This is a genomic window from Pukyongia salina, from assembly GCF_002966125.1.
Taxonomy (GTDB): Bacteria; Bacteroidota; Bacteroidia; order Flavobacteriales; family Flavobacteriaceae; genus Pukyongia; species Pukyongia salina.
The window spans coordinates 1,597,047-1,618,209 of record NZ_CP027062.1 but is presented as its reverse complement, the minus strand read 5'-3'; the positions used below and the strand labels follow the sequence as shown (position 1 = coordinate 1,618,209).

General features: G+C 40.9%; 25 protein-coding genes. 12 read left to right on the top strand and 13 right to left on the bottom strand.

Annotated features, from left to right (window positions below):
* The first annotated feature begins 9 nt into the window (after nt 1–9).
* From nosZ to C5O00_RS07210, 8 genes are all read left to right on the top strand, one after another.
* Nucleotides 10–1,971 carry a Sec-dependent nitrous-oxide reductase gene (gene nosZ, locus C5O00_RS07245; RefSeq protein WP_105216221.1) on the top strand — a complete coding sequence of 654 codons (1,962 nt, stop codon included), beginning with the start codon at nt 10–12 and terminating at the stop codon, nt 1,969–1,971.
* 134 nt (nt 1,972–2,105) lie between these two features.
* Nucleotides 2,106–2,750: an LPXTG cell wall anchor domain-containing protein gene (locus C5O00_RS07240; RefSeq protein ID WP_105216220.1), complete on the top strand. Its 645-nt coding sequence runs from the start codon at nt 2,106–2,108 to the stop codon at nt 2,748–2,750.
* Nucleotides 2,747–3,178: a nitrous oxide reductase accessory protein NosL gene (locus C5O00_RS07235; protein WP_105216219.1), complete on the top strand. Its 432-nt coding sequence runs from the start codon at nt 2,747–2,749 to the stop codon at nt 3,176–3,178. Before C5O00_RS07240 ends, C5O00_RS07235 begins: the two co-directional genes overlap by 4 nt.
* Before the next feature lie 2 nt (nt 3,179–3,180).
* On the top strand, nt 3,181–3,474 hold the full coding sequence (locus tag C5O00_RS07230) for a cupin domain-containing protein (protein ID WP_105216217.1): 294 nt from the start codon (nt 3,181–3,183) through the stop codon (nt 3,472–3,474).
* Nucleotides 3,475–3,490: 16 nt separating this feature from the next.
* Complete coding sequence (locus C5O00_RS07225; RefSeq protein ID WP_317046412.1) at nt 3,491–4,741, top strand: nitrous oxide reductase family maturation protein NosD; 1,251 nt, start codon at nt 3,491–3,493, stop codon at nt 4,739–4,741.
* Nucleotides 4,728–5,438, top strand: coding sequence for an ABC transporter ATP-binding protein (locus tag C5O00_RS07220; protein WP_105216215.1), 711 nt, complete (start codon nt 4,728–4,730; stop codon nt 5,436–5,438). The genes C5O00_RS07225 and C5O00_RS07220 overlap by 14 nt, the downstream gene beginning before the upstream one ends.
* Nucleotides 5,431–6,213: an ABC transporter permease gene (locus C5O00_RS07215; protein WP_105216213.1), complete on the top strand. Its 783-nt coding sequence runs from the start codon at nt 5,431–5,433 to the stop codon at nt 6,211–6,213. The genes C5O00_RS07220 and C5O00_RS07215 overlap by 8 nt, the downstream gene beginning before the upstream one ends.
* A gap of 1,004 nt (nt 6,214–7,217) precedes the next feature.
* Entirely contained in the window at nt 7,218–7,649 is a 432-nt protein-coding gene (locus C5O00_RS07210) for a YybH family protein (protein WP_105216211.1), read from the top strand.
* 581 nt (nt 7,650–8,230) lie between these two features.
* Here the strand turns inward: C5O00_RS07210 and C5O00_RS07200 are convergent.
* The 9 genes from C5O00_RS07200 to ruvC are packed head-to-tail and all read right to left on the bottom strand — an operon-like array spanning nt 8,231 to nt 14,476.
* Nucleotides 8,231–8,590 carry an MmcQ/YjbR family DNA-binding protein gene (locus C5O00_RS07200; RefSeq protein WP_105216207.1) on the bottom strand — a complete coding sequence of 120 codons (360 nt, stop codon included), beginning with the start codon at nt 8,588–8,590 and terminating at the stop codon, nt 8,231–8,233.
* Between the two features lies 1 nt (nt 8,591).
* Nucleotides 8,592–9,521, bottom strand: coding sequence for a transglutaminase domain-containing protein (locus tag C5O00_RS07195; protein WP_158676797.1), 930 nt, complete (start codon nt 9,519–9,521; stop codon nt 8,592–8,594).
* Entirely contained in the window at nt 9,508–10,137 is a 630-nt protein-coding gene (locus tag C5O00_RS07190; protein WP_105216202.1) for a DUF4230 domain-containing protein, read from the bottom strand. Before C5O00_RS07190 ends, C5O00_RS07195 begins: the two co-directional genes overlap by 14 nt.
* Before the next feature lies 1 nt (nt 10,138).
* Complete coding sequence (locus tag C5O00_RS07185; RefSeq protein WP_105216201.1) at nt 10,139–10,492, bottom strand: DUF4260 domain-containing protein; 354 nt, start codon at nt 10,490–10,492, stop codon at nt 10,139–10,141.
* Nucleotides 10,489–11,241 (bottom strand): cyclase family protein, encoded by a 753-nt coding sequence (locus C5O00_RS07180; RefSeq protein ID WP_105216199.1) that lies wholly within the window; start codon nt 11,239–11,241, stop codon nt 10,489–10,491. Before C5O00_RS07180 ends, C5O00_RS07185 begins: the two co-directional genes overlap by 4 nt.
* Nucleotides 11,238–12,044, bottom strand: a complete 807-nt coding sequence (locus C5O00_RS07175; protein WP_244592958.1) for a class I SAM-dependent methyltransferase — start codon at nt 12,042–12,044, stop codon at nt 11,238–11,240. Before C5O00_RS07175 ends, C5O00_RS07180 begins: the two co-directional genes overlap by 4 nt.
* Before the next feature lie 6 nt (nt 12,045–12,050).
* On the bottom strand, nt 12,051–13,178 hold the full coding sequence (gene hemW, locus C5O00_RS07170) for a radical SAM family heme chaperone HemW (RefSeq protein ID WP_105216197.1): 1,128 nt from the start codon (nt 13,176–13,178) through the stop codon (nt 12,051–12,053).
* Nucleotides 13,179–13,922, bottom strand: a complete 744-nt coding sequence (locus C5O00_RS07165; protein ID WP_158676796.1) for a DUF3667 domain-containing protein — start codon at nt 13,920–13,922, stop codon at nt 13,179–13,181.
* Nucleotides 13,923–13,924: 2 nt separating this feature from the next.
* A complete protein-coding gene (ruvC, locus tag C5O00_RS07160; RefSeq protein WP_105217595.1) occupies nt 13,925–14,476 on the bottom strand; it encodes a crossover junction endodeoxyribonuclease RuvC in 552 nt (183 codons plus the stop codon).
* Nucleotides 14,477–14,490: 14 nt separating this feature from the next.
* On the opposite strand from ruvC, the gene C5O00_RS07155 reads away from it, so the two are divergent.
* From C5O00_RS07155 to C5O00_RS07145, 3 genes are read left to right on the top strand one after another with little or no spacing between them, the layout of a single operon-like run.
* Complete coding sequence (locus tag C5O00_RS07155) at nt 14,491–15,438, top strand: lysylphosphatidylglycerol synthase domain-containing protein (protein ID WP_105216193.1); 948 nt, start codon at nt 14,491–14,493, stop codon at nt 15,436–15,438.
* Nucleotides 15,435–16,562, top strand: coding sequence for a glycosyltransferase (locus C5O00_RS07150; RefSeq protein WP_105216191.1), 1,128 nt, complete (start codon nt 15,435–15,437; stop codon nt 16,560–16,562). Before C5O00_RS07155 ends, C5O00_RS07150 begins: the two co-directional genes overlap by 4 nt.
* A 43-nt stretch (nt 16,563–16,605) precedes the next feature.
* Entirely contained in the window at nt 16,606–17,490 is an 885-nt protein-coding gene (locus C5O00_RS07145; protein WP_105216189.1) for a hypothetical protein, read from the top strand.
* Here the strand turns inward: C5O00_RS07145 and C5O00_RS07140 are convergent.
* The 3 genes from C5O00_RS07140 to C5O00_RS07130 all read right to left on the bottom strand — a co-directional run bounded on the left by C5O00_RS07140 (nt 17,485) and on the right by C5O00_RS07130 (nt 19,855).
* Entirely contained in the window at nt 17,485–17,970 is a 486-nt protein-coding gene (locus tag C5O00_RS07140; protein ID WP_105216187.1) for a hypothetical protein, read from the bottom strand. The genes C5O00_RS07145 and C5O00_RS07140 overlap by 6 nt on opposite strands.
* A gap of 104 nt (nt 17,971–18,074) precedes the next feature.
* Nucleotides 18,075–19,493: a M56 family metallopeptidase gene (locus tag C5O00_RS07135; protein WP_105216185.1), complete on the bottom strand. Its 1,419-nt coding sequence runs from the start codon at nt 19,491–19,493 to the stop codon at nt 18,075–18,077.
* Nucleotides 19,490–19,855, bottom strand: coding sequence for a BlaI/MecI/CopY family transcriptional regulator (locus tag C5O00_RS07130; RefSeq protein WP_105216184.1), 366 nt, complete (start codon nt 19,853–19,855; stop codon nt 19,490–19,492). Before C5O00_RS07130 ends, C5O00_RS07135 begins: the two co-directional genes overlap by 4 nt.
* Nucleotides 19,856–19,961: 106 nt before the next feature.
* Between C5O00_RS07130 and C5O00_RS07125 the strand changes: the two genes are divergently transcribed.
* The gene (locus tag C5O00_RS07125; RefSeq protein WP_105216182.1) at nt 19,962–20,462 is read left to right on the top strand and encodes a DUF456 domain-containing protein; all 501 of its coding nucleotides are present in this window, start codon (nt 19,962–19,964) and stop codon (nt 20,460–20,462) included.
* Between the two features lies 1 nt (nt 20,463).
* Here the strand turns inward: C5O00_RS07125 and C5O00_RS07120 are convergent, their stop codons facing one another.
* Complete coding sequence (locus C5O00_RS07120) at nt 20,464–21,087, bottom strand: lipoprotein signal peptidase (protein ID WP_244592957.1); 624 nt, start codon at nt 21,085–21,087, stop codon at nt 20,464–20,466.
* Between the last annotated feature and the right edge of the window lie 76 nt (nt 21,088–21,163).

Sequence of the window (21,163 nt, the reverse complement as noted above, 5' to 3'; positions counted from 1 at the left end):
AAAAACAACATGAATAAATCAAAATATTATTTAGGTGCAATTGCGGCTCTGGCTCTGTTTTTTGTTGGATGCCAGCAAGGTGCGAATAATTCGGGCAAAGGGGCATTAGCCTCCAGCGCTGCTGAAAAAGTATATGTAGCCCCAGGCGAACAGGACGAGTTTTATGCTTTCCTATCCGGAGGTTACAGCGGAAACTTAACAGTTTACGGCCTGCCATCGGGTAGAATGTTTAAGGAAATACCTGTTTTCTCACAATTCCCAACTTCGGGATATGGATATTCTGAAGAAACCAAACCCATGCTGAACACGTCTCATGGTTTCATTCCCTGGGATGATGCTCACCACCCGGACATTTCGCAAACTAATGGAGAACTTGACGGGCGATGGATCTTTATCAATGGGAACAATACTCCCAGGATCGCCAGAATTAGTTTAAAAACTTTCGAAACTGAAGAGATCATCGAAATCCCTAACAGTGCAGGTAACCACAGTTCGTCCTTTATTACGGAAAATACAGAATATGTGGTAGCCGGAACTCGTTTTTCGGTACCTGTACCGCAACGCGATATGCCTATTAATGAGTACAAAAGTAACTTCAAAGGGGCGCTGTCTTTTATTAGCGTAGAGCCGGAACACGGTCATATGGATATAAAATTCCAGCTATTGATGCCCGGATTTAACTATGACCTTTCACATCCCGGTCGGGGTAAATCTCACGGATGGTTCTTCTTTACAACCTATAATACCGAAGAGGCAAACTCGCTAATGGAAGTAAATTCATCTCAGAATGATAAAGATTTCATTGCCGCAGTAAACTGGAAGAAAATAGAAGAATATGTGAACAATGGCGGTGGAACCAAAATGCCTGCTAATTATGCACATAATGTGTACGACGAAGGCACACATACAGGAACTTCTACTATGAAAAAAGAGGTGTTAACTGTAGATCCTTTGGAAGTACCGGGTGCGGTATTCTTCTTACCTACACCAAAATCTCCTCATGGATGTGATGTAGATCCATCCGGACAGTATATTATTGGGAATGGTAAACTATCGGCAGATCTAACGGTGCATTCGTTCGACAAGATGATCGCGGCTATCGATGGTAAGAAATACGATGGAGAAGCTTACGGTATTCCCATCCTAAAATTCGAGGATGTACTTGCAGGTACAGTGAAAAGTGGTGGTTTAGGCCCATTACACACAGAATTCGACGGCAAGGGAAATGCGTATACTACGTTCTTTATTTCTTCTGAAGTAGTTAAATGGAAATTAGGTACCTGGGAAGTAATCGACAGGAAGCCTACTTATTACTCTGTTGGTCACTTAATGATCCCCGGAGGTAATTCGAGAAAACCATTTGGAAAGTATGTGGTAGCAATGAACAAGATCACCAAGGACCGCTATCTGCCAACCGGACCGGAAATGGAACATTCGGCACAGATCTATGATATCTCCGGAGATAAAATGGAGTTGATCTATGATTTCCCAACGCACGGTGAGCCTCACTACGCAGCAGGTTGCCCTGCCGAACTATTGGCGCCAAAATCTCAAAAGATCTATAGACTGGATGAGAACAAACACCCTTACGCTGTAACTAACCCGGCAGATGCCAGAGTTGAACGTAAAGGAAATGAAGTTCATATTTATATGAGTACGATTCGCAGCCACTTCACACCAGATAATATTGAAGGTATAAAGGTTGGCGACAAGGTATTTTTCCATATTACAAATCACGAACAGGACTTTGATGTACCTCACGGATTTTCTATGATAGGCCAGAATACTTCCGAACTACTCATAATGCCTGGACAAACTAAAACCTCGATCTGGGAACCAAAACAGGTGGGTGTATGGCCATTCTACTGTACAGATTTCTGCTCTGCACTTCACCAGGAAATGCAAGGATATGTAAGAGTTTCTCCTGCATCATCCAATATTAAATTATCCTGGTCACTCGGAGATGATTAGTTTATTTTGAATAGGAAATATTTATTAATTAGTGATTGGTACTATTTCCTAAAGGCGGAAGTTTATCACTTCCGCCTTCTTTCTAAAATTACTAAACCTGCCTCTAAAATGCATGTAACTAAAATTGAATTACCATGAAAAAAGCTAGTTTGATCATGATGATCGGTCCGCTTTTCTTACTAGGTCTCTATACATTCCCATTATGGACAATAATGCTAGGAGCCCCACAATATCCAGATCCGTTAGGTATACATATACATATAGACGGAATTCGTGATGTTAACGAGTTCGATATACAAAATATAGACGGCCTCAATCACTATATCGGTATGAAAACACTCCCTAAACCAGAAGAAATGTGGGAATTTAGCACCTTTCCTATGGTGATAGGAGTAATGATCGCTCTTGGCGTTCTTACCGGACTATTGGGGTACTTAAAAAAAGTGAACTACAAATGGTTTTTGGGGTGGTTTGTCCTAATGTCTGTTCTGGGAATTCTGGGCATGTACGACTTCAACGCCTGGATGGTAGATTATGGAACCAATCTCGACCCAAATGCGATCATGAAACTCGCCAATCCGGACGGTACCCCAATGACGTATAAACCTCCTTTGTTTGGACATACAAAGATGTTGAATTTTGATGTTACTTCCCTACCTGCTACCGGCGCATGGATGATGTTTATAGGAATGATGTTAACACTTCTTGCTGCGTTTATAGGGTGGAAGAACAGGAAAGCCATGTCTATTGAAAAATCTAAAATTTACGCCACATCATGAGAAAATTTCTTTTTATACCTGTTATAGCTTTGTTGTTTTCTTGTCAGGTTAGCCCTGGTAAAATTGCCTACGGAGAGCAATCCTGTCACTTTTGTAGAATGACCATTGTAGACAGGCAACACGCGGCGCAATTTGTTAACGATAAGGGGAAGACCTATAATTTTGATGCTACCGAATGCCTTATAAATTACCTGAGTGGTGTAGACGAAGAAGATGTGGGGTTATTACTTGTAAGCGATTACAACCTTCCCGAAAGTCTTATTGAGGCAGAATCTGCAACCTTTATTATTTCTGAAGAAATGCCAAGCCCGATGGGTGCAAATCTTTCGGCCCTTAGTACAAAGGCCGAAGCAGAGGCGATACTTCAGAATAAAAAAGGGGAAACTTACTCCTGGAATGAATTACTCCAATACTTTAAAGAGTTGTAAAAATGTTAGAAATAAAGGACCGGATAAAGAAAGCAAGCCACAATGGGCTCACAGTTCAGAAAATATTTAAAACTGAAACTGCTGAAACCCTACTAATTACCCTGGAGAAGGGACATAACTTCCCCGAACATACCTCCCCCAGAGATGCATTGCTTGTTATGCTCGAGGGAAAAATTAAATTTTTTATACAAAACGAGGAATATAATATAAAACGGCAGGAAACCTTTTCCTTCCCTGCTAATGAACCTCACCATCTCTTAGCTATAGAGAACTCGAAATTCTTAATTATAAGATAAGCAACTGCCTTCTACAGTGAATTTAAAAAATTACATAGTAACTATCCTCATAGGTCTTACAGCTAATATCCTGCTGGCCGATACGATCGTTGTATGTAAGAAATGCGAGATCAGTACCATAGTGGAAGGTGTAAAGATGGCACGGGAGTATGATACTGTACTGGTGCGAAAGGGAACTTATAAAGAGGTGAATATCCTTATAGATAAACCTCTTGTATTAAAAGGGGAAAATTATCCGGTTATCGACGGCGAGCTTAAGGGGGAGATCATCACTATTACTGCTGATAATGTAACAGTAGACGGTCTTTTTATTATCAATGTGGGCACCAGTTATACCGTGGATTATGCGGCAGTGCGTGTGATAAAAAGCGAGAATTTTCTAATACAGAATCTAGTCTTGGAAAAACTCTTCTTCGGAATCTACCTGGAAAAAGCCAGGAATGGACGTGTTTACCACAACAATATCATAGGCGATGCGGAGGAAGAATATAATTCGGGAAACGGAATACAACTCTGGTACAGCAATAATATCGAAATAGACCAAAACATCATCACACATGTTCGGGATGGCATCTATTTGGAATTTTCAGACGATTGCACCATTACCAACAACAGGAGTTCGGAAAACCTTCGCTACGGCTTACACTTCATGTTCTCAAATAACGATCTGTATTCACACAATACCTTCGAGGACAATGGTGCTGGCGTGGCTGTAATGTTTTCAAAAGGAATAAAAATGTATGAAAATACCTTTAAAAACAACTGGGGAGCTGCAGCCTACGGCATGTTACTAAAGGAGATCAACGATTCGGAGATCAAGGGAAATACTTTTCAGCAAAATACGGTTGGAATTAACATAGAGGGATCTAACAGAGTCACCTACAGCAGCAACGATTTTATAGGGAACGGTTGGGCAATTAAATTTCGCGGGGCATGCTATACAAACAATTTTAAGGAAAACAATTTTCTTTACAATTCGTTCGATCTCTCTTACAATAGCAAGCTAAACGACAATAAGTTTGAAGGGAACTTTTGGAGCAGTTATACCGGTTACGACCTGGACAAGGATGGTGTGGGAGATATCCCCTATCGCCCTGTGAAATTATTCTCTTACGTTGTAAACAGAACCCCTGAAGCCATCATTCTCCTTCGAAGTTTATTTGTGGATATTATAGATTTTTCTGAAAAAGTATCCCCGGTATTCACACCCGACAACCTATTGGATATTAGACCCAGGATGAAACAAATTGTACATGATAGAAATTAAGAATATACATAAAAGATTTGGGAAGAACGAGGTGCTCCAGGGTGTCGACCTCGCCATTGGGGAAAACCGAATTCTTGCTGTTCTGGGCCCAAACGGATCTGGAAAGACCACTCTTATAAAAAGCATACTGGGAATGGTGATTCCTAATAAAGGGGATATATTCCTGGAAGGAAAATCCATAAAAAAGGATTGGAAATACCGGTCGACGATAGATTATCTTCCCCAGATTGCCAATTTCCCTCATAATCTTACCGTGCAGGAATTAATACGAATGATCAAAGATCTCCGGCGAAGCAGAAAAGCCAATGAGGCCCAACTTATCGAGCTTTTCAAGCTGCAACCGTTCTTAAATAAGAAATTAGGAAATCTATCCGGGGGAACCAAGCAAAAGGTAAACATCCTGCTTACGTTTATGTTCGACAGCCCAATCGTTATTCTGGACGAACCCACTTCGGGTCTGGATCCTATCTCCCTCATTAGACTCAAAGAATTAATCGCTTCAGAAAAAGAAAAAGGAAAGACTATTATTATCACCTCTCATATCATGAGTTTTGTGGAAGAGGTAGCAGACGAACTTGTCTTCCTGCTGGAAGGAAAGATCTATTTTGAAGGAACCATAGCAGCCTTAAAGGAAAAAACCCAACAACCCGATTTCGAACACGCAATTGCGTCTATTTTAACCAAGAGTTATGATTAAGATATTGAAATACAGCTTTTACGATCTCATGCGCAGCCGTTGGAGCTACGTCTATTTTGTATTCTATTTACTCCTTGGTTTTGTGCTGCTGTTTTTAAATAACAATGTTAGCAAGGCCGTGATCACTTTAATGAACGTGATCATCATTCTAGTACCGCTAATAGGGACCATCTTTGGGGTGATGTATTATTATAATTCGAAAGAATTTACCGGCCTGTTATTGGCCCAACCTGTAAAGAGGTCGTCCATATTCCTGGGGCAATATCTGGGAGTGGCCCTCTCGCTCTCCATGAGCCTTATCATTGGTCTGGGAATCCCCTTTCTTTTCTATGGGATATTTCGCTCCGACGCTATCTGGGATTTTTCTTTATTGCTAATTACCGGCACCTTTCTAACGCTCATCTTTACAGCCCTGTCGTTCAACATAGCTTTAAGTAATGAAAACCGGATTAAAGGATTTGGTTACGCGATATTGCTGTGGTTATTTATGGCTGTTATTTACGATGGTTTCTTTTTGATGTCACTCATGATCTTTGAAGATTATCCCCTGGACACTTTTTCTCTTACAGCCACCATGTTCAATCCCATCGACCTATCCAGGGTGTTAATACTACTCAAATTAGACATCTCTGCCCTTATGGGATACACCGGAGCTTTGTTTCAAAAATTCTTCGGAACCACATTCGGGGTGATTCTATCACTGAGCGTTCTCATTTTATGGGTACTCATCCCCGCCTGGCTTATTAAGATGAAATCCAGCCGGAAGGATTTTTAATGTTCTACGAAGACTTGCAGGGCGGCGCCCTGACTTTTATTAGTTTAAATAGTTTCTCTTTTCACTATTTACCACTAACTTCTCACTATTCACTACTCACCTTTAACAAATCACAATTTTCAAAAAACAAATAACAAATAATAATCAATGATCAATATTCAATTTGCAATATTTAAACTATTGGATATTGGAATTTATTTGAAATTTGGTGCTTGTTAGTTGGAATTTATTTCTGCTTTGGTGCTTGGTATTTGATTTTTCAATTTCAGTCCCGGACTTTTTTGATTTAGATAAGGCCTCTATTCAGCATTCACTCCTCACCACTCACTTCTCATATCAAAAAAGTTAGTTCATGTACTTTTTACCATTGCCGTAAAAAGTACCAAAAAGGTCTAGCGCTGCACCAACGTTTCCTAAAATTACTACTTCATCTCCACTACGCTTGCTGAACTCGGTGGCAAGCCGCCTCAAACAGCACCAAGCGCTTAACGCTCCGATTCATTGAATTTTAAGGAATCGCCGCTGAGGCGCAATTACTGACATACTATGCAGATTTCTATTTACTCCTCACAATATAAAATTTAGTTCCGGCGTAGCCGGAAAACTCCTCTTCGTTAGTATAGGTGAACAAAAGCTCCGAGATTCAGGAGCGAAGCGACGCGGAGTTTTGGAACCGGTTTCAAAACGCAAAAGCCGTTTTGAAAATACCTTAGAAGAGGCCTCCTTTTTACTCCTTTTTTTGGAGGGGCAAAAAAAGGAAAAGAACAAAGATGATAGTTACTATCGTTCTATCAACTACTCACCTCTCACTATTCACCTTTCACTACTCACCTTTAACAAATCACAATTTTCAAAAAACAAATAATGATCAATATTTAATATTTAAACTATTGGATATTGGAATTTATTTGCTTGGAATTAATTTCTTTTCACTCCTCACTTCTAACTTCCCCCTTACATCATAAAAATGTGGAATTACGTATCTTGAATCAAATTTTGAGATCATGAAATATTTCTATTTACTAATATTCGCAATTATCAGCCTCAATACGTATTCACAGTCTGAAATGGACGATAAACAGGCAATTCGTGATGTGCTCGAAAAGCAGCGTGTGGCCTGGTCTAATAACGATCTGGAAGGATTTATGCAGGGTTACTGGAAAAGTGACAGTCTAAAATTTTATGGCAGCAGGGGTATTACCTATGGCTGGGAACAAACCCTTGCCAATTATAAAAAAGGGTATCCCACCAAAGATCATTCGGGAACACTCAATTTTAAATTGAACGATATTAGTAAGATAAGTGAAGGTAGTTATTGGGTGATGGGCGAATTTTTCCTTACACGCCCAGTTGGCGATGCCAATGGAATCTTTATGATCATATTCAAGAAGATCGACGGAGAATGGAAGATCGTTGCCGATATGTCTTGCGGGTAGGGATGGTGATTGGTTTAAGTTTCTTTTATTTTTAGATCTCTTTTTGGTTCTCACAACTCACTTCTCACATCAAAAAAGTTATTTCATGTACTTTTTACCATTGCCTTTATTGTCTTCTTCAATTTCTTTACATGCCTAAAGAAAACGAAGCAAAAGAAAGGGCACTTCGCTGAGGAATTTTTTGCTTTCAGCAAAAACCGCTCGAAAACTTCGCGTCGCTTTGCTCCTGAATCTCGAAGTTTTCTTCGCATATTCTGCACCGAAGACTTGCAGGGCTGCGCCCTGACTTTAATTTTAATAATATGTTTTTTATTTACTACTAACTCTTCACTACTCAATTTTTACAAATCACAATTTTCAAAAAACAAATAATAATCAATGACGAATACTTAATATATAAACTTTTGGATATTGGAATTTATTTATGATTTGGTGCTTGTTATTTGGTTTTTCAAATTGGTCCCAGACTTTTGTTGGTTTAAATAAGGCCTCTATTCACTATTCACCACTCACTATTCACTTCTTATTTTCTTCCTGTTCTTTCCGGACTTACCAATGCCGTGAAAATAATAAAACAATAATTACAGGCCTGATAGTTCGTCTTTGAGTTTTCGGGTAAGTCCGCCTACCACCAAATCGTAGGAATGATCTATCAGGTTGAGGATAAGATCTCTTGGAACATTGCTATCGATTTCCACAGTATTCCAATGTAACTTGCTCATGTGGAAGGCTCCGTAAATAAGGCCGTCGTATTGTTCCCTAAGACTTGCAGAACGTTCGGGATCGCATTTTAGATTCACTTGAGCGGGGATCCTTTCCAGACCTGCCAGCGCAAACATTTTTCCCATCACCTTAAATACCAGAGTTTGCTCACCAAACGGAAAAGACTCCGTTACACCTTTTTTCGCCAGGCAGTAATCCCGAAACTCCTCAATGTTCATTTTATTTTATTTTAAAGGCCAGAGCCGGCTCGTTATCAAAATAGATCAGCAAATTCTGCTGTCCCAGCTCAAAAGGAATACTAAATCGTATTAGTCCGTTTTGGTTTTCCGCTTCAACCTCCCTAGGGTCGCTTCCGAAGGAATAAGACACCACCACATCTTCATCCCAACGTACCCCAAAATCTACCTGCCCCAAGCTGGATTCGGGATCAATGATACCCGACAGTGGCATTTCAACATCATCCAACGACATTTCCTCCACTATTACCAGGGGCCAGTTTGCATACACTTCTCTGGAGATCATGGACCCCAGAAGGGTATCTTCCTCCAATTCTGGATAATGCGTTTTGATAAATAATTTAGGCGGAGTCTTATAATAGAAATAAGTGGGTTCTTTGATAAATTTTCCCTGGTATTTTCCCGCTCCCCAGGTAGGGTCGAACAAATAGGCCTGGCCATCGATCACCGCAATATTCCACATATGTATTTTCTTAAAAGGCCGCCCTATATCGTTAAAATGGGTCTTAATATCTCCACGCACCAGGTAATTTGATATCCCCTGCATATTGCAGAGTTTTTCGAACAGCATCGCATAACCTTCACATACAGCAACACCTTCCTTTAGGGTTCGTTCGATGGTCTGTTCGCGAACTTTTTCTTCTTTACCGTTCCGCTCCCTGTAATTTTTAAAGTTGTAGTTGAATTTTTTATACTCGTCTGGGTCGTAGGCCACGTTCTTTATGATCCAGCTGTAGATACCTCTCACCTTTTCTTCATCGCTATGAAAATCGCGGCTTATCATAGCCGAAAGATCCTCTATATCTTCAAAAGATTCCGGGTAAAGCTCGATGGTGGCGTCTATTCGAGCGTAATCCTGGCCAAAAACCAAGGGAAAGGCCAGTAAACAAAGGATCAGGCTAAGATTCTTCATTAGTTTCTTGTAGTGATTTAGGGTCATTCTGATCCAATAATAAGGCAGAATAGTCTAATTTCCAACTAATTGTCTCTACAAGTTTCTCCATTAGCTGTATGGTGTCTATAGCTTGCTTGGACGCTTCTTCCAATAATCCACTGCCGGGTACCTTCTCGATTATATGATTTTTAGCCTCTTTATTTATCTCGGTGAGGTCGGCTGCTGTGAACGGATTTGCCCAACCGTCTTTCTTATCGTAGTATTTAAAATCTGTTTCAACTGTTAGTAATTTTGGCTTCGGAAAATTACTTAGCGTAACTGTCTTTTTAGCCACGTCAGCTTCTATCTTAAGATTGCTTAGATCGAAACCCACATAGGCTTTTGCTTCAATTACTACCAAGGCCTTTTTCTTACCCAGCAGCAGATTCACCCATTTACTTTTTAAATTCTCATAATGATAGATCTCCGAAAAATCTCCCTCCACGGTTATTAGCTTACATACGGTTCGGATACGTTCCATCAGCACAACCGATTGGGCCTGGGATCTCTTTTTTTTCCTGTCGCTGTTAAACCGTACAAAGACGAAATAAGCTACTATCGCCCCTATTGCCAATCCTAAGAAAAGTTGCTCCATATTATTTCTTACCTATAGTACCCAGATGGGTGTTATTAAAACTGTCTGCGAATTTCAGTCCGTATCCAAACATCCTATCCATAGCCGAATGTGAGAACAGTATGATCCCTACAAGGCTTAAAATTGGCATCGACAGATAATAGCCTGCCAGAATGATCCCTATGGCAATGCCTTTGTGATGAAAAATATTGTACGTGGCCGCACCGATCCTGCTATTTATAAGATATCCTAACATGCCAATATCCGGTATGAGAATTAGAGCCGGAAACCACCACCAGGAGAAATCCAGTAAGCTAAACAAAACGATCCCCAGTATAAATTGGGCCAGTTCCTCTATTTTTAATACAGTTTTCATTGCGATATTATTTTATAAAGTACCGGCCTACTTGGGGTGGCATCATTCACAAAAGGTGCGGTTTGTAAATTGAGAAGATATGTCCCGTCCTTGATTCTATTCGACACATAAATAAACTCTGTAATGGTCGCTTTTAATCGAGGTGCCTCGGGGTAATTCCAAAAGGCCTTATGTGCCTTTAATTTACCTCCGTCCTTTTCCTTGTCAACCGATGGCAGATCGATCAACAAATGGTCTACGCCCATCTCTCTAATATACTTTGCGGCACCTTCTTCCAGATATGGCCAATTAGTATCTGTGTATTTTTGAGATTTCTTTGAGATTGTATTAGGGAGGGTTCTTAATACAAGTGCCTTGTTTGATTTCCCTTTGAGTATGCCATGTAATTGTTTTCTGGAAATTACTAAATCACCTTTCTTCAATTCGGGTGCCACCGAAATTACCGTGGCCAAATAGAAATATGAGCTTAATGATTTCTGAACCGAGTGCACTTTTTCGGTAATATGCCCCAGACACTCCGTATGGGTGCCGTGTGCATGCGGATTAAAATAAATATTATTGAAATTAATTGCTGCTCCTTTCGCAACGCTGGCCGTCCATTCTTCTGTAGTCACCGGTTCGATCCTTGGCTTTTCAAGATTCCATGCTATTGGATTTCGTGATGAACCCTCCAACGGAATGGAAATGTCCAGGGGTTTGGACAGGTCGACTGTGTAGGTAATGTTTTCATGTTCCAGAGATGCTATCATACTATTTTTTTTACTGAAATAAATAAATAATCGCCCAGGTTGTTCTCGTACTTAGAAATGATCTCATCGATCTGCCCCGATTCAATATCTGCTTCCAATTGAAGTAAACCCTCTTTTACTTCGGTCTCGTTTGCAAGGGATGAAAACGACGATATTCCTCGCCTGAAATTCGGGTCGAGATATCTCCCGGGATGGTGCTTGCCCGAATAAAGGAACAGGTCTTGTAAATTCGGATCGATAAAATACTTTTCGATGGTTACGAGCGTCAAACCACATTTCAGAAGTAATTGCTCTATTAATTCAAGAGTGGGCATTTGTAACGCAGAATCCTCCATCATTTCAGGAAAATAATGGCATAACCAATATCCTTTCATTTGCGCAGGATCTGAGGTGAAGATCACAATTTTACCTTCAGGTTTAAGGACTTCAGAAAGCCTTTTAAATCCTTGTTCTAAGTTATCCCAGTGATGAATAGTGAGCGTGGCTATTACCCCATCGATAGTTTCGGAAGGCAGTGAAATAGTTTCAGCAGAACCCTGTTGCCAGGTCACATTAGAAGTTTTAGCATTTGCTACAGAAAGCATTGTCATAGAGGGATCTACACCGATAAACTGAAAGTCACGTTTGGCAAATTCTTTTGTATAATTTCCCGTGCCGCATCCAATGTCAAGGTACAGTCCGTTGGTTGCAGGAGACAGATGGTAAAGCAGCCTTTCAAATATTTGAGGGTCTGCATTCCTGCTCGCATTGTAATTTAACCCAATAAGATCGTAAGTTGCATTCATAACAGGGGTTATTGCCATTCCGGTCTATAAATTTACTAAGAATAAATCGGCCGCGATCCCGTCACTCAGGAATTTTCCCTGTTTACTCACCCTGATAACGTCTGCTTCCTTCAACAATAATTTATTTGCAAGATGCATTTCGGCTTGCTTCAGGAGATAGTTCTTAAACGTTATCCCGAAATTTTTCTCTACTTCCTTTATCACTATTCCCCCGGCCGTTCGCAGACGGGTCATCACATATTCGTTATACCTGTCTTCCAATGAAAGTACTTCTCTTTCCAACGGTAATTCCCCTGATTGTATACTCTTAAGATACAGGTTATTATTGGCTGCATTCCAACTTCTCACTTTCCCGTTGTAGCTATGTGCCGAAGGGCCTATCCCCAGGTAAGATCGCCCGTGCCAGTACGCCATGTTGTTCTTCGAATAAAAACCTGGCTTGCTAAAATTGGAAAATTCGTAATTCTCGTATCCCAGGGTTTCGGAGGTTTCCATTAAGATCGAATGATGTAGTTGAGCCATTTCATCATCAACAGCTGCCACTTCTCCCTTAGCGATCATGGCTTTTAGTGCGGTTTTAGGCTCCACCGTGAGGGCATAACAACTTAAATGGGGGATGTTGAAGTTAAAGGCCGTTTTAAGATTGCTTTTCCAGCGTTCCTTGGTCATCCCCGGAATACCGTAAATAAGATCTATGCTGTAGTTTGTGAAATGTTTTTTTACTTCCGTGATACATTCCAGGGCTTCAGCAGCTGTGTGAGCACGGTTCATCAATTCCAGGTCTTCCCTGAAAAATGATTGGATCCCAATACTAAGCCTGTTTACCGGAGATCTTGCCAATTCCTGTATTCGCACCGGCGTAAGATCGTCTGGATTTGCTTCCAGTGTAATTTCCGGCTCTTCGGCAAGTTTGTAATGCTCGCTAATTACAGCGAAAATCTTTTCTAATTCATCATTGTTAAGTAAACTAGGTGTCCCGCCTCCAAAATAAATGGTTTCCACACTTCCATTTATTTCTGCTTTTCTTATCCGTAGTTCTTCACAAATAGCTTCTACCATTTCATCTCTTTTCTTAAGGGAGGTAGAAAAATGAAAATCGCAGTAGTGGCAGGCTTGCTTACAAAAAGGTATGTGGATATAGATTCCCAAAATCTATAATTGCTTGAGGTAAACAAAAAGGAACGAAATAGCGAAAGCCAGTAAGCCATAGGAAATGAAGCTAATGAAATACACAATAATGGCTTTCAGAAGGACCAGTATTTTCTGTTTTTGAAAGAACGAGATAAGCGCGTAGCAGAAATAGATCAACATCACTAGTATGGCCAGGTACTGCACCTGCGAATCTACATATTGAATAAAGAACATATTCAGGGTGGTGATGATCGTATACACAGCGATCAGGTAGAACGAAACGGCAAGGAATTCGGCAAGACTGCGTTTCTTATAAAAAAACAATTTCAGAAAAAAGCCCATAGTAAATACAAAAACAAAGAGCAGCTTATCGATATTAAGCAGCATGAAATTCCGTGCCTCGGTAAGCAATTGCCGCTGTGTTTCATCGGTAACATTCAAGGTTGTATTACCAAAGGGATCGTACCCAATTAGAGATCGAAACAACAGGTAGACCACCGTCATTACCAGGAAAAAGGCCACGGGCTTGTAATAACTTTTCCGTTTGCCCGCCAGGTATTCCCGTAATAATTTTCCCGGGTTTATAATCAACCATTTTATTGTCTTGAAGAAAGGGGCATTCACAGAAAAGATAAAGTCCCAAAAATCCTGAAAAGTATCCCTGAACGTAACTTTATGGATAGTAGTCCTTTGTCCACAACTGGAACAATAATTCCCGGTGGCTGGGGTATCGCAATTGTGACAATATGTGGATCGTTCACTCACGACTATTCTACTCTATCTTCATTTTGCTTTACAAAAGCAGACCAACCCGTATAACTCTTTCCAACATCCACCTTGCCGGCATTGTAGAAATGACAAACGGCTGCGGCCAGACCATCTGTACTATCCAGGTTCTTGGGGAGTTCTTTTAGCTGAAGCAAACTTTGCAGCATCTTCGCCACCTGTTCTTTACTGGCATTTCCGTTTCCGGTAATGGCCATTTTTATCTTTTTCGGGGAGTATTCGGTGATAGGAACCTGTCTGGAAAGGCCCGCTGCCATTGCGACACCCTGCGCTCTCCCAAGTTTCAACATAGACTGAACATTCTTACCAAAAAAGGGTGCTTCAATCGCGATCTCATCGGGATGATAATTATCGATGAGCTCTACAGTTCGCTCGAAAATATATTTTAACCGTAGGTAATGGTCGTCGTATTTGGATAGTTTTAGTTCATTTAGCTGAAGAAACTGCATCTCTTTACCAACAACTTTGATGAGTCCGAAACCCATGATCGTAGTTCCGGGGTCAATTCCAAGAATAATTTTTTCCGAATTCACTACTTTAGCCATAGATGATGCACCTTTCCAACAAATCTAAGCATTATGGGTTGATTGCCCTAAAAGTTTTGATACTAACCGCCACCTTCTGGTTTATTTTCGATCGGCTCGCAGACACCAACAATCAAACCATCAGTGCGTTTACAAATCAAATGAAAGATGCTGATCTATTGTATATACTTCTCTTTTTTTTTATGGCTATCCTCAACTGGGCCATGGAGATACGAAAATGGCAATTGTTGGTACAGCCGCTTCAGCAGATCTCTTTTAAATCATCGATGCAACAATGCCTGGCATCACTTACAGCTTCATTATGGACACCAAACAGATTGGGAGAATATGGAGTAAAGCCACTCTTCTATAGCCCGGAGAAGCGAAAAAAAGTGATGCTGCTCAAGCTGGTGTCCAATACGGCGCAAATGTTTGTCACGATACTTTTTGGGATACCCGGCCTGATTTATTTTCTAAATCAATACGGAGTAGCTGTAAGTTTATGGAAACCCATCGCAATTTTTATACTGGTATTGCTGTTGATCGTCTCTGGTTATTACTTCCGAAAAACACAACTCATCGTAAAGGGACTGAGCCTGCAAAAGATCATCAAATATGTAAAGAATATACCAGGGGCAATAAAGTTGCAGGTGTTTTTACTATCGGTATTGCGCTATCTGGTTTTTGCGTCTGCATTCTACCTGATCCTGCTCTTCCTGGGAGTTGAACTGGATCTCTTCAAGGCTATCCCGCTCATCACTGCCATGTATTTATTGGCTTCGGTACTTCCCACATTTATTTTCCTGGATGTAGCTATTAAAGGAGGCGTTGCGATCTGGATATTTTCGTTCGCTGGCGTGGATGAGTTACCGGTATTGGGCGCTGCTACCGCCATGTGGGTGCTCAATTTTGTGATCCCGGCCCTAATAGGGACTTACTATGTAGTCAAATTTAAACCGGTCGCAGCATGATCTACGCGGGGTTTATATTGATCGCACTCTACGGATTCGTACTTCTCTTCCTGGCAATAGGAAATTGGAGACTGAAACGTTCTGCTTCTGAAAAATCCCTTCCCTTTGAACATTTTTCCATTATCGTACCATTTAGAAATGAGGCCGAAAATCTACCTGCCTTGTTACGGTCTATTTCCGAAATAGACTACCCCCTCGATAAATTTGAACTAATTTTGGTGAACGACCAATCTGAGGATGATTCGGTGCAGATCATCTCTCAAAGCCTTACCCATTCACCTGTCTCGTGGAAGGTGATAGAAAATGTGCGGAAAAGTAAATCACCTAAAAAGGACGCCATCACCACAGCCGTAGAGATCGCCTCTTACCAATGGATCGCCACTACCGATGCAGACTGCCTCTTGCCTGCCAACTGGCTCCATGGTTTTAATACCATCATCCACAACCATAGCCCAAAAATGGTCTGCGGCCCTGTTGCGATCCCGGAAAGTGAAGATATGGTGCTGGCCTTTCAGAAATTTGAGACTTTAAGTATGCAGGGCGTCACCAAAGGAGGTTTTGGCTGGAACAGGCCTTTACTGTGTAATGGTGCCAACCTGGCGTTCTCAAAGCAAGTATTTAGGGAATTGGGAGGGTATGCAGAAAACAACCATATCGCCAGTGGAGACGATCTTTTCTTACTGCACAAGATTAGTTCACAATACCCCAAGTATGTGATCTTCAATAATGATCCAAGGTCTGTGGTACAGACAAAGGCCGTTAAAAGTTGGGATGAAATGATCTCACAACGTACCCGGTGGGCATCGAAGACTACTAATGTAGGTAGTCCCCATTTAACTACAATTGGGATCATTGTTACCCTAATGAACCTTTGGATGTTGGCAGGCCTTGTCTATTTTATGATCTTTAACTGGGATGGGATTGCCGTCTACCTCATCATCTACATGATAAAATTCTTTATGGATCAGGTTTTTATAGAAGAACAGGTGAAGTATGCTCCCGAAAAGGTGAATCTGGAGTTGTTTTTCTTTGCATATCTGCTCTACCCGTTCATAACCACCTATATAGCCTTCCGAAGCCTTTTTGGTGGCTACACCTGGAAGGGGCGTGAATTTAAGCGCTAATTCAATATTTTTTTTACCTTTAACCGAATCAAATCTAGCCCATATGAAACGCCTACTCCTTATTTTCGGATTTATTCTGGCCAGCTGTTCCTACGCTTTTGCACAACAGCAATACACGGTCGATGGTGAAACGTATTCTCTCAAGACTGAAGTAGATGGTACCATCGAACTTCTATGGAATACTATTGGCGAAGACTACCGTTATTTCATAAAAAAAGGGAATGACATCGCCGAGTTGAAAAATACCCGTAACGATAATGGGTATAGTGAGGAGTACAAGGATGTATTACGGCTGTTCACCAAAGATTCGCCGGGTGACATAGACAAGACCAAACTTACGTTAGCCAGCCTGAGGAATTATTTCAGAAATTATAACAAAAGAGTAGATCCTGCATATAACGATTCTACCGAGAGTATAGCTTTAAAACTAAGGTTAGGACCGTTTGCCGGTATTTCGAATGCTATATTTACAGACAATCCTACCAATGCCAGTTTACTGGTTGTAGGGGCAGATCTAGAGCTCATAGACGAGGTTAAATTGCGCAGACACTCGGTGGTATTGCGATTTAAACAAACCTTCGAGAACAGCGATTATAAATACAATGCCTCACAATTCTCACTTAATTACAGGTTTAAATTTGTAAAAAGCAGCACGGTCGATGTTTTTGTAAATGGAAAATTTGTGGCATACACTCATTCTTCGAGGGATGACCTTCCCAACCAGAACTTCGGGATGCCAGGTGAGCCTGAGTTCTTCTCAAAAAGCGGTGGCGATCTTTCGGCACCGGCCACTTTTGGATTGGGTGCAGATATTGCCTTAGGGAACGGACAGCTATTTATTACTTACAATGATATTGTTGGGTTGGGTGTGGATAGCAACGGAGAATTTCCAATAGATCTTACCGTAGGGTATAAGTTCGGTCTATAAAGATTCTGTTTCTATTACGATCGGCAGGCTGAACGCAGTTCTAACAGGTATTCCTTGTTTAGTGGCCGGAGCGATCAATTGAAGGGAGTCTGTCATATCCAGTAAAGCTTGTTTGAGAAGTGGAAACGTTTGAGACGTTACACTATCCATTTCAATCTCCTTAACGCTTAATTGGGCTGTTTCGGAAATATCGAATTTAAGCCACACAGTATCATTCACTTCTCGACTTACTGCAATCCCACTGTAGGATGCTACCCGCTTAAGTGAATTTTTCAGTACCTCGCTAAAACATATTTGTTGTTCTTTTTTTTCTGAAATCTGTTCACACTCTTTAAACACCGGGTACTGGTCCACATCGTTCCAATTGATCGTTTTTAGCTCTTCATCGTAAAACGTTTCAGAAGAAATTTTCCTGGTTTCAAAATAATCACAAGAAGAAAAAAGGATACAGAGTGTCAATATGGAGAGGATTGTTCTCATTGTTTTTGAATACCCTCCGAAAGTACAAATTTTAACGAAACATGTATATGAAAAAAGGCCGGAACTGGGGAGAGTCCGGCCTGTAATAATCACTGCTATAAATATTAGTCCATTTCAAAGACTATAGGTAAGGCGAATTCAACATTCACTTTCTTTCCTTTGTGTTCCCCTGGAACCATTTTAGGTAACATTTTTACCACGCGCACCGCTTCATCGATCAATTGTGGATATTCGGCCTTGGCGCGTACGTTCTCTATATTCCCGGTATTGGTTATGGTAAAATGAACCGCAATACGCTGTTTCCCGGTTATGGGAGAATCCTTAGGAACCTTGGTGTTGAAATTCTGAACCACAAATCCGGCCACTTTTTCGGTAAAGCATTTCTTGGCCGCCTCGTTAGTTTGTCCTTCGCAACCCGGATAGGTAGGAACCTTGTCTATGGCGGCAAAGGCCAGTTTATCCTGATCGCCTCCTTTACTGTCGAAATGCAAATTATCTGCCCCCTTAGAACCTGCATTCACGTAAAGTAGTTTAAGCGCTTTTTTCTCTTCGGCGGTAAGCTCTCCCTGCGAAGCGATAGCTTCCTGTAAACTGGCTATATTATCCAGTATTTCGCTGTTGGTACCGTTTACGAAATTATTCGCATTGTCCGTTTCGTTAGTTGCGATATCCGATTCCTGCGCGCAGGAAGTGTACACTAACATTCCACATATTACGGGTAGAATAAGTAAGTATTTTAACTGAAAAATTCGTTTTGATCTTGATTTTTGTAACATAATAATTCGTTTTTTAATTAATGAATGATTGAAGAATGTATTGATAAATGAAATATGATCGGTTTGGAAAACCTGAGACAACATCTGCTGGTAATAAGCATTTCGTTCTTTTGCCATAGCTACTTTTCTATCGGCAGTAAATTCGTGTAAGGCGGCAATTCTTTTCTGAAATACATATACCAAGGGGTTGAACCAAAATACAATGCGCAGCACCTCGAAGAGGATGAGGTCCCAGGTATGATGTTCCTCTACATGGATTTGTTCGTGAAGTAGAATATGCTCTCTTTGTTTTTCTGAAAGTTCCGCTCCTAAATACACAGTACTAAAGAAGGTAAAAGCCGAATTGCTCCCGGGAATGAGTTTAACCCTCATTTTAGGATGCTGCCAATCACTGCTTTGAACCCTGATCTTCCGTATCCTGAAATACTTGAAGATAAACCAACCAATGCTCACAAGCAATCCGGTAAGCCATAGAGCCATCCAGGGAAATTCGAATCCGCCAGTCGCCGCAGCATTAGATGTTTGGGTCCCTCCTACCAAAACGGCTGGTAGTTGTACTGTGTAGGACGGAGGGATAGCCTCCCTAATCCCACCAATTTGCACAAAGGGCAATAGCAAACTCAATAATGGAGTAAATAACAGATAAAGCCTGTTCCAGTTAAAGAAAGTTTCTCGCTTTAGAAACAGATCGTAAACCAATAAAAATAGTAATTGGAATGCTATGGTTTGTAAGATATAATGTATCATGATGTTTCGTCTTTATTGATCTCCTTCATTATCGCCTCCAGTTCGTTAATACTAATGTCGTTCTTCTCAACGAAGAAGGATACCATGCTTTTAAAAGAACCCTGAAAGTATCCGTCTACCAGTTTATTTATAGACTGATTACTATATTCTTCCTTCTTTACTTTGGGAAAATAAATATGCCCCCGGCCTTCTTTCCTATAGTCCACAAAGTCCTTACTTTCGAGAATCCTTACAATGGTCGATACGGTATTATAGGCTGGTTTTGGCTTGGGTAGTTCGTCTATGATAGCGGCTACGTTGGCCTCTCCCAGATCCCATAGTATCTGCATGATGTCCTCTTCTGCCTTGGTAAGTTGTTTCATAATCACTTAGTTTTACATTTCAAATATAACTAATTTTTTAGTTTAAACTAATTATTTAGTTATAAAAATGTAACAGAAGCGTATTTTTATCTTCTAATGAGTGCTTATGGATATTATTTTATTGATTGTTGGCTTTATTTTAATGCTGGTAGGTATTGTTGGTAGCATCTTACCTGTTATTCCCGGTACTCCTATTAGCTGGCTGGGCCTTATCGTATTGTACCTGGCTCCTTCTATAGAGTTCGATTGGACCTTCATTATCATTACCGGAGTTGTGGCAATAGGTATTTATATAATGGACTATATCATTCCTGCACTTGGAACCAAGAAGTTTGGCGGCAGCAAGGCTGGTGCCTGGGGCACCTTCATTGGGCTTATCGTGGGGATTCTTGCTCCTATTCCCTTCGGGATACTTATAGGGCCATTTGTGGGAGCCCTGGTAGGCGAGCTTGCTTTCAATCAAACTCAGGGGCCTCAGGCTATTAAAGCAGCTTTTGGTTCGTTTATTGGATTTTTGGCCTCAACCTTTATGAAGCTTTTCGCCACCTTTGTCTTCCTTGGATTGTTCTGCTGGAAGGTCTGGGAATTTCGATCGCTGTTGTTTTAGGCTATAGGGAGAATTTCTTCGAAAAAGCACCCAGGAAAATGATCCATATAACTCCCACGGTTATTGAGAGGTCGGCAAAATTGAAGATATAGTTATTGAATTTAAACAGCTCTCCTCCTACAAAGGGAACCCATTCGGGCCAGTAGGTCTCAATGATCGGGAAATAGAACATATCCACTACATGACCGTCGAAAAAGGTACTATATCCTCCTTCTTCAGGCATAAAACTGGCGGTTGTAATGGTAGTCGATTCAGAAAAAATTACTCCGTAAAATAATCCATCGATAATATTCCCGATGGCTCCTGCCGTGATCAACGCAAGGGAAATCACAAAGGAGAATCTCTTATCCTGTCGCAGCGAGCTATAGGTGTAATACAATAGACCCGAGCCGGCTATAATTCGGAATACGCCCAGAATGATCTTCCCGGCCTTCCCACCTAATTCGAGACCAAAAGCCATCCCGTAATTCTCGGTGAATTTAATTTGCGCCCAATCCAGACCCAGCATCCTGAACCCACCATCCAGTGGAAATGTTGTTTTTACGTAAAATTTTAATACCTGATCAACGATAAGAACTACCAGGATTAAAATCCCTATAATCATCATCTTCCGCCTATGCTTCATCTACTGTTTTTTAAACTCCTGCAAATATAGAATCATTTTCATAAATGAGGAACTTCATAACGTTCTGTTGGTGTAA

Bases quoted from the DNA above. Each gene is read 5' to 3' on its own strand.
- C5O00_RS07145 (WP_105216189.1), top strand. From the start codon at position 16,606: ATGAAACGCCTACTCCTTATTTTCGGATTTATTCTGGCCAGCTGTTCC.
- C5O00_RS07130 (WP_105216184.1), bottom strand. From the start codon at position 19,855: ATGAAACAACTTACCAAGGCAGAAGAGGACATCATGCAGATACTATGG.
- C5O00_RS07185 (WP_105216201.1), bottom strand. From the start codon at position 10,492: ATGAAAACTGTATTAAAAATAGAGGAACTGGCCCAATTTATACTGGGG.
- C5O00_RS07180 (WP_105216199.1), bottom strand. From the start codon at position 11,241: ATGATAGCATCTCTGGAACATGAAAACATTACCTACACAGTCGACCTG.
- C5O00_RS07235 (WP_105216219.1), top strand. From the start codon at position 2,747: ATGAGAAAATTTCTTTTTATACCTGTTATAGCTTTGTTGTTTTCTTGT.
- C5O00_RS07190 (WP_105216202.1), bottom strand. From the start codon at position 10,137: ATGGAGCAACTTTTCTTAGGATTGGCAATAGGGGCGATAGTAGCTTAT.
- nosZ (WP_105216221.1), top strand. From the start codon at position 10: ATGAATAAATCAAAATATTATTTAGGTGCAATTGCGGCTCTGGCTCTG.
- C5O00_RS07220 (WP_105216215.1), top strand. From the start codon at position 4,728: ATGATAGAAATTAAGAATATACATAAAAGATTTGGGAAGAACGAGGTG.
- C5O00_RS07120 (WP_244592957.1), bottom strand. From the start codon at position 21,087: ATGAAGCATAGGCGGAAGATGATGATTATAGGGATTTTAATCCTGGTA.
- C5O00_RS07125 (WP_105216182.1), top strand. From the start codon at position 19,962: ATGGATATTATTTTATTGATTGTTGGCTTTATTTTAATGCTGGTAGGT.
- C5O00_RS07175 (WP_244592958.1), bottom strand. From the start codon at position 12,044: ATGGCAATAACCCCTGTTATGAATGCAACTTACGATCTTATTGGGTTA.
- C5O00_RS07200 (WP_105216207.1), bottom strand. From the start codon at position 8,590: ATGAACATTGAGGAGTTTCGGGATTACTGCCTGGCGAAAAAAGGTGTA.
- C5O00_RS07240 (WP_105216220.1), top strand. From the start codon at position 2,106: ATGAAAAAAGCTAGTTTGATCATGATGATCGGTCCGCTTTTCTTACTA.
- C5O00_RS07230 (WP_105216217.1), top strand. From the start codon at position 3,181: ATGTTAGAAATAAAGGACCGGATAAAGAAAGCAAGCCACAATGGGCTC.
- C5O00_RS07135 (WP_105216185.1), bottom strand. From the start codon at position 19,493: ATGATACATTATATCTTACAAACCATAGCATTCCAATTACTATTTTTA.
- C5O00_RS07150 (WP_105216191.1), top strand. From the start codon at position 15,435: ATGATCTACGCGGGGTTTATATTGATCGCACTCTACGGATTCGTACTT.
- C5O00_RS07210 (WP_105216211.1), top strand. From the start codon at position 7,218: ATGAAATATTTCTATTTACTAATATTCGCAATTATCAGCCTCAATACG.
- C5O00_RS07195 (WP_158676797.1), bottom strand. From the start codon at position 9,521: ATGAAGAATCTTAGCCTGATCCTTTGTTTACTGGCCTTTCCCTTGGTT.
- C5O00_RS07215 (WP_105216213.1), top strand. From the start codon at position 5,431: ATGATTAAGATATTGAAATACAGCTTTTACGATCTCATGCGCAGCCGT.
- C5O00_RS07140 (WP_105216187.1), bottom strand. From the start codon at position 17,970: ATGAGAACAATCCTCTCCATATTGACACTCTGTATCCTTTTTTCTTCT.
- C5O00_RS07155 (WP_105216193.1), top strand. From the start codon at position 14,491: ATGATGCACCTTTCCAACAAATCTAAGCATTATGGGTTGATTGCCCTA.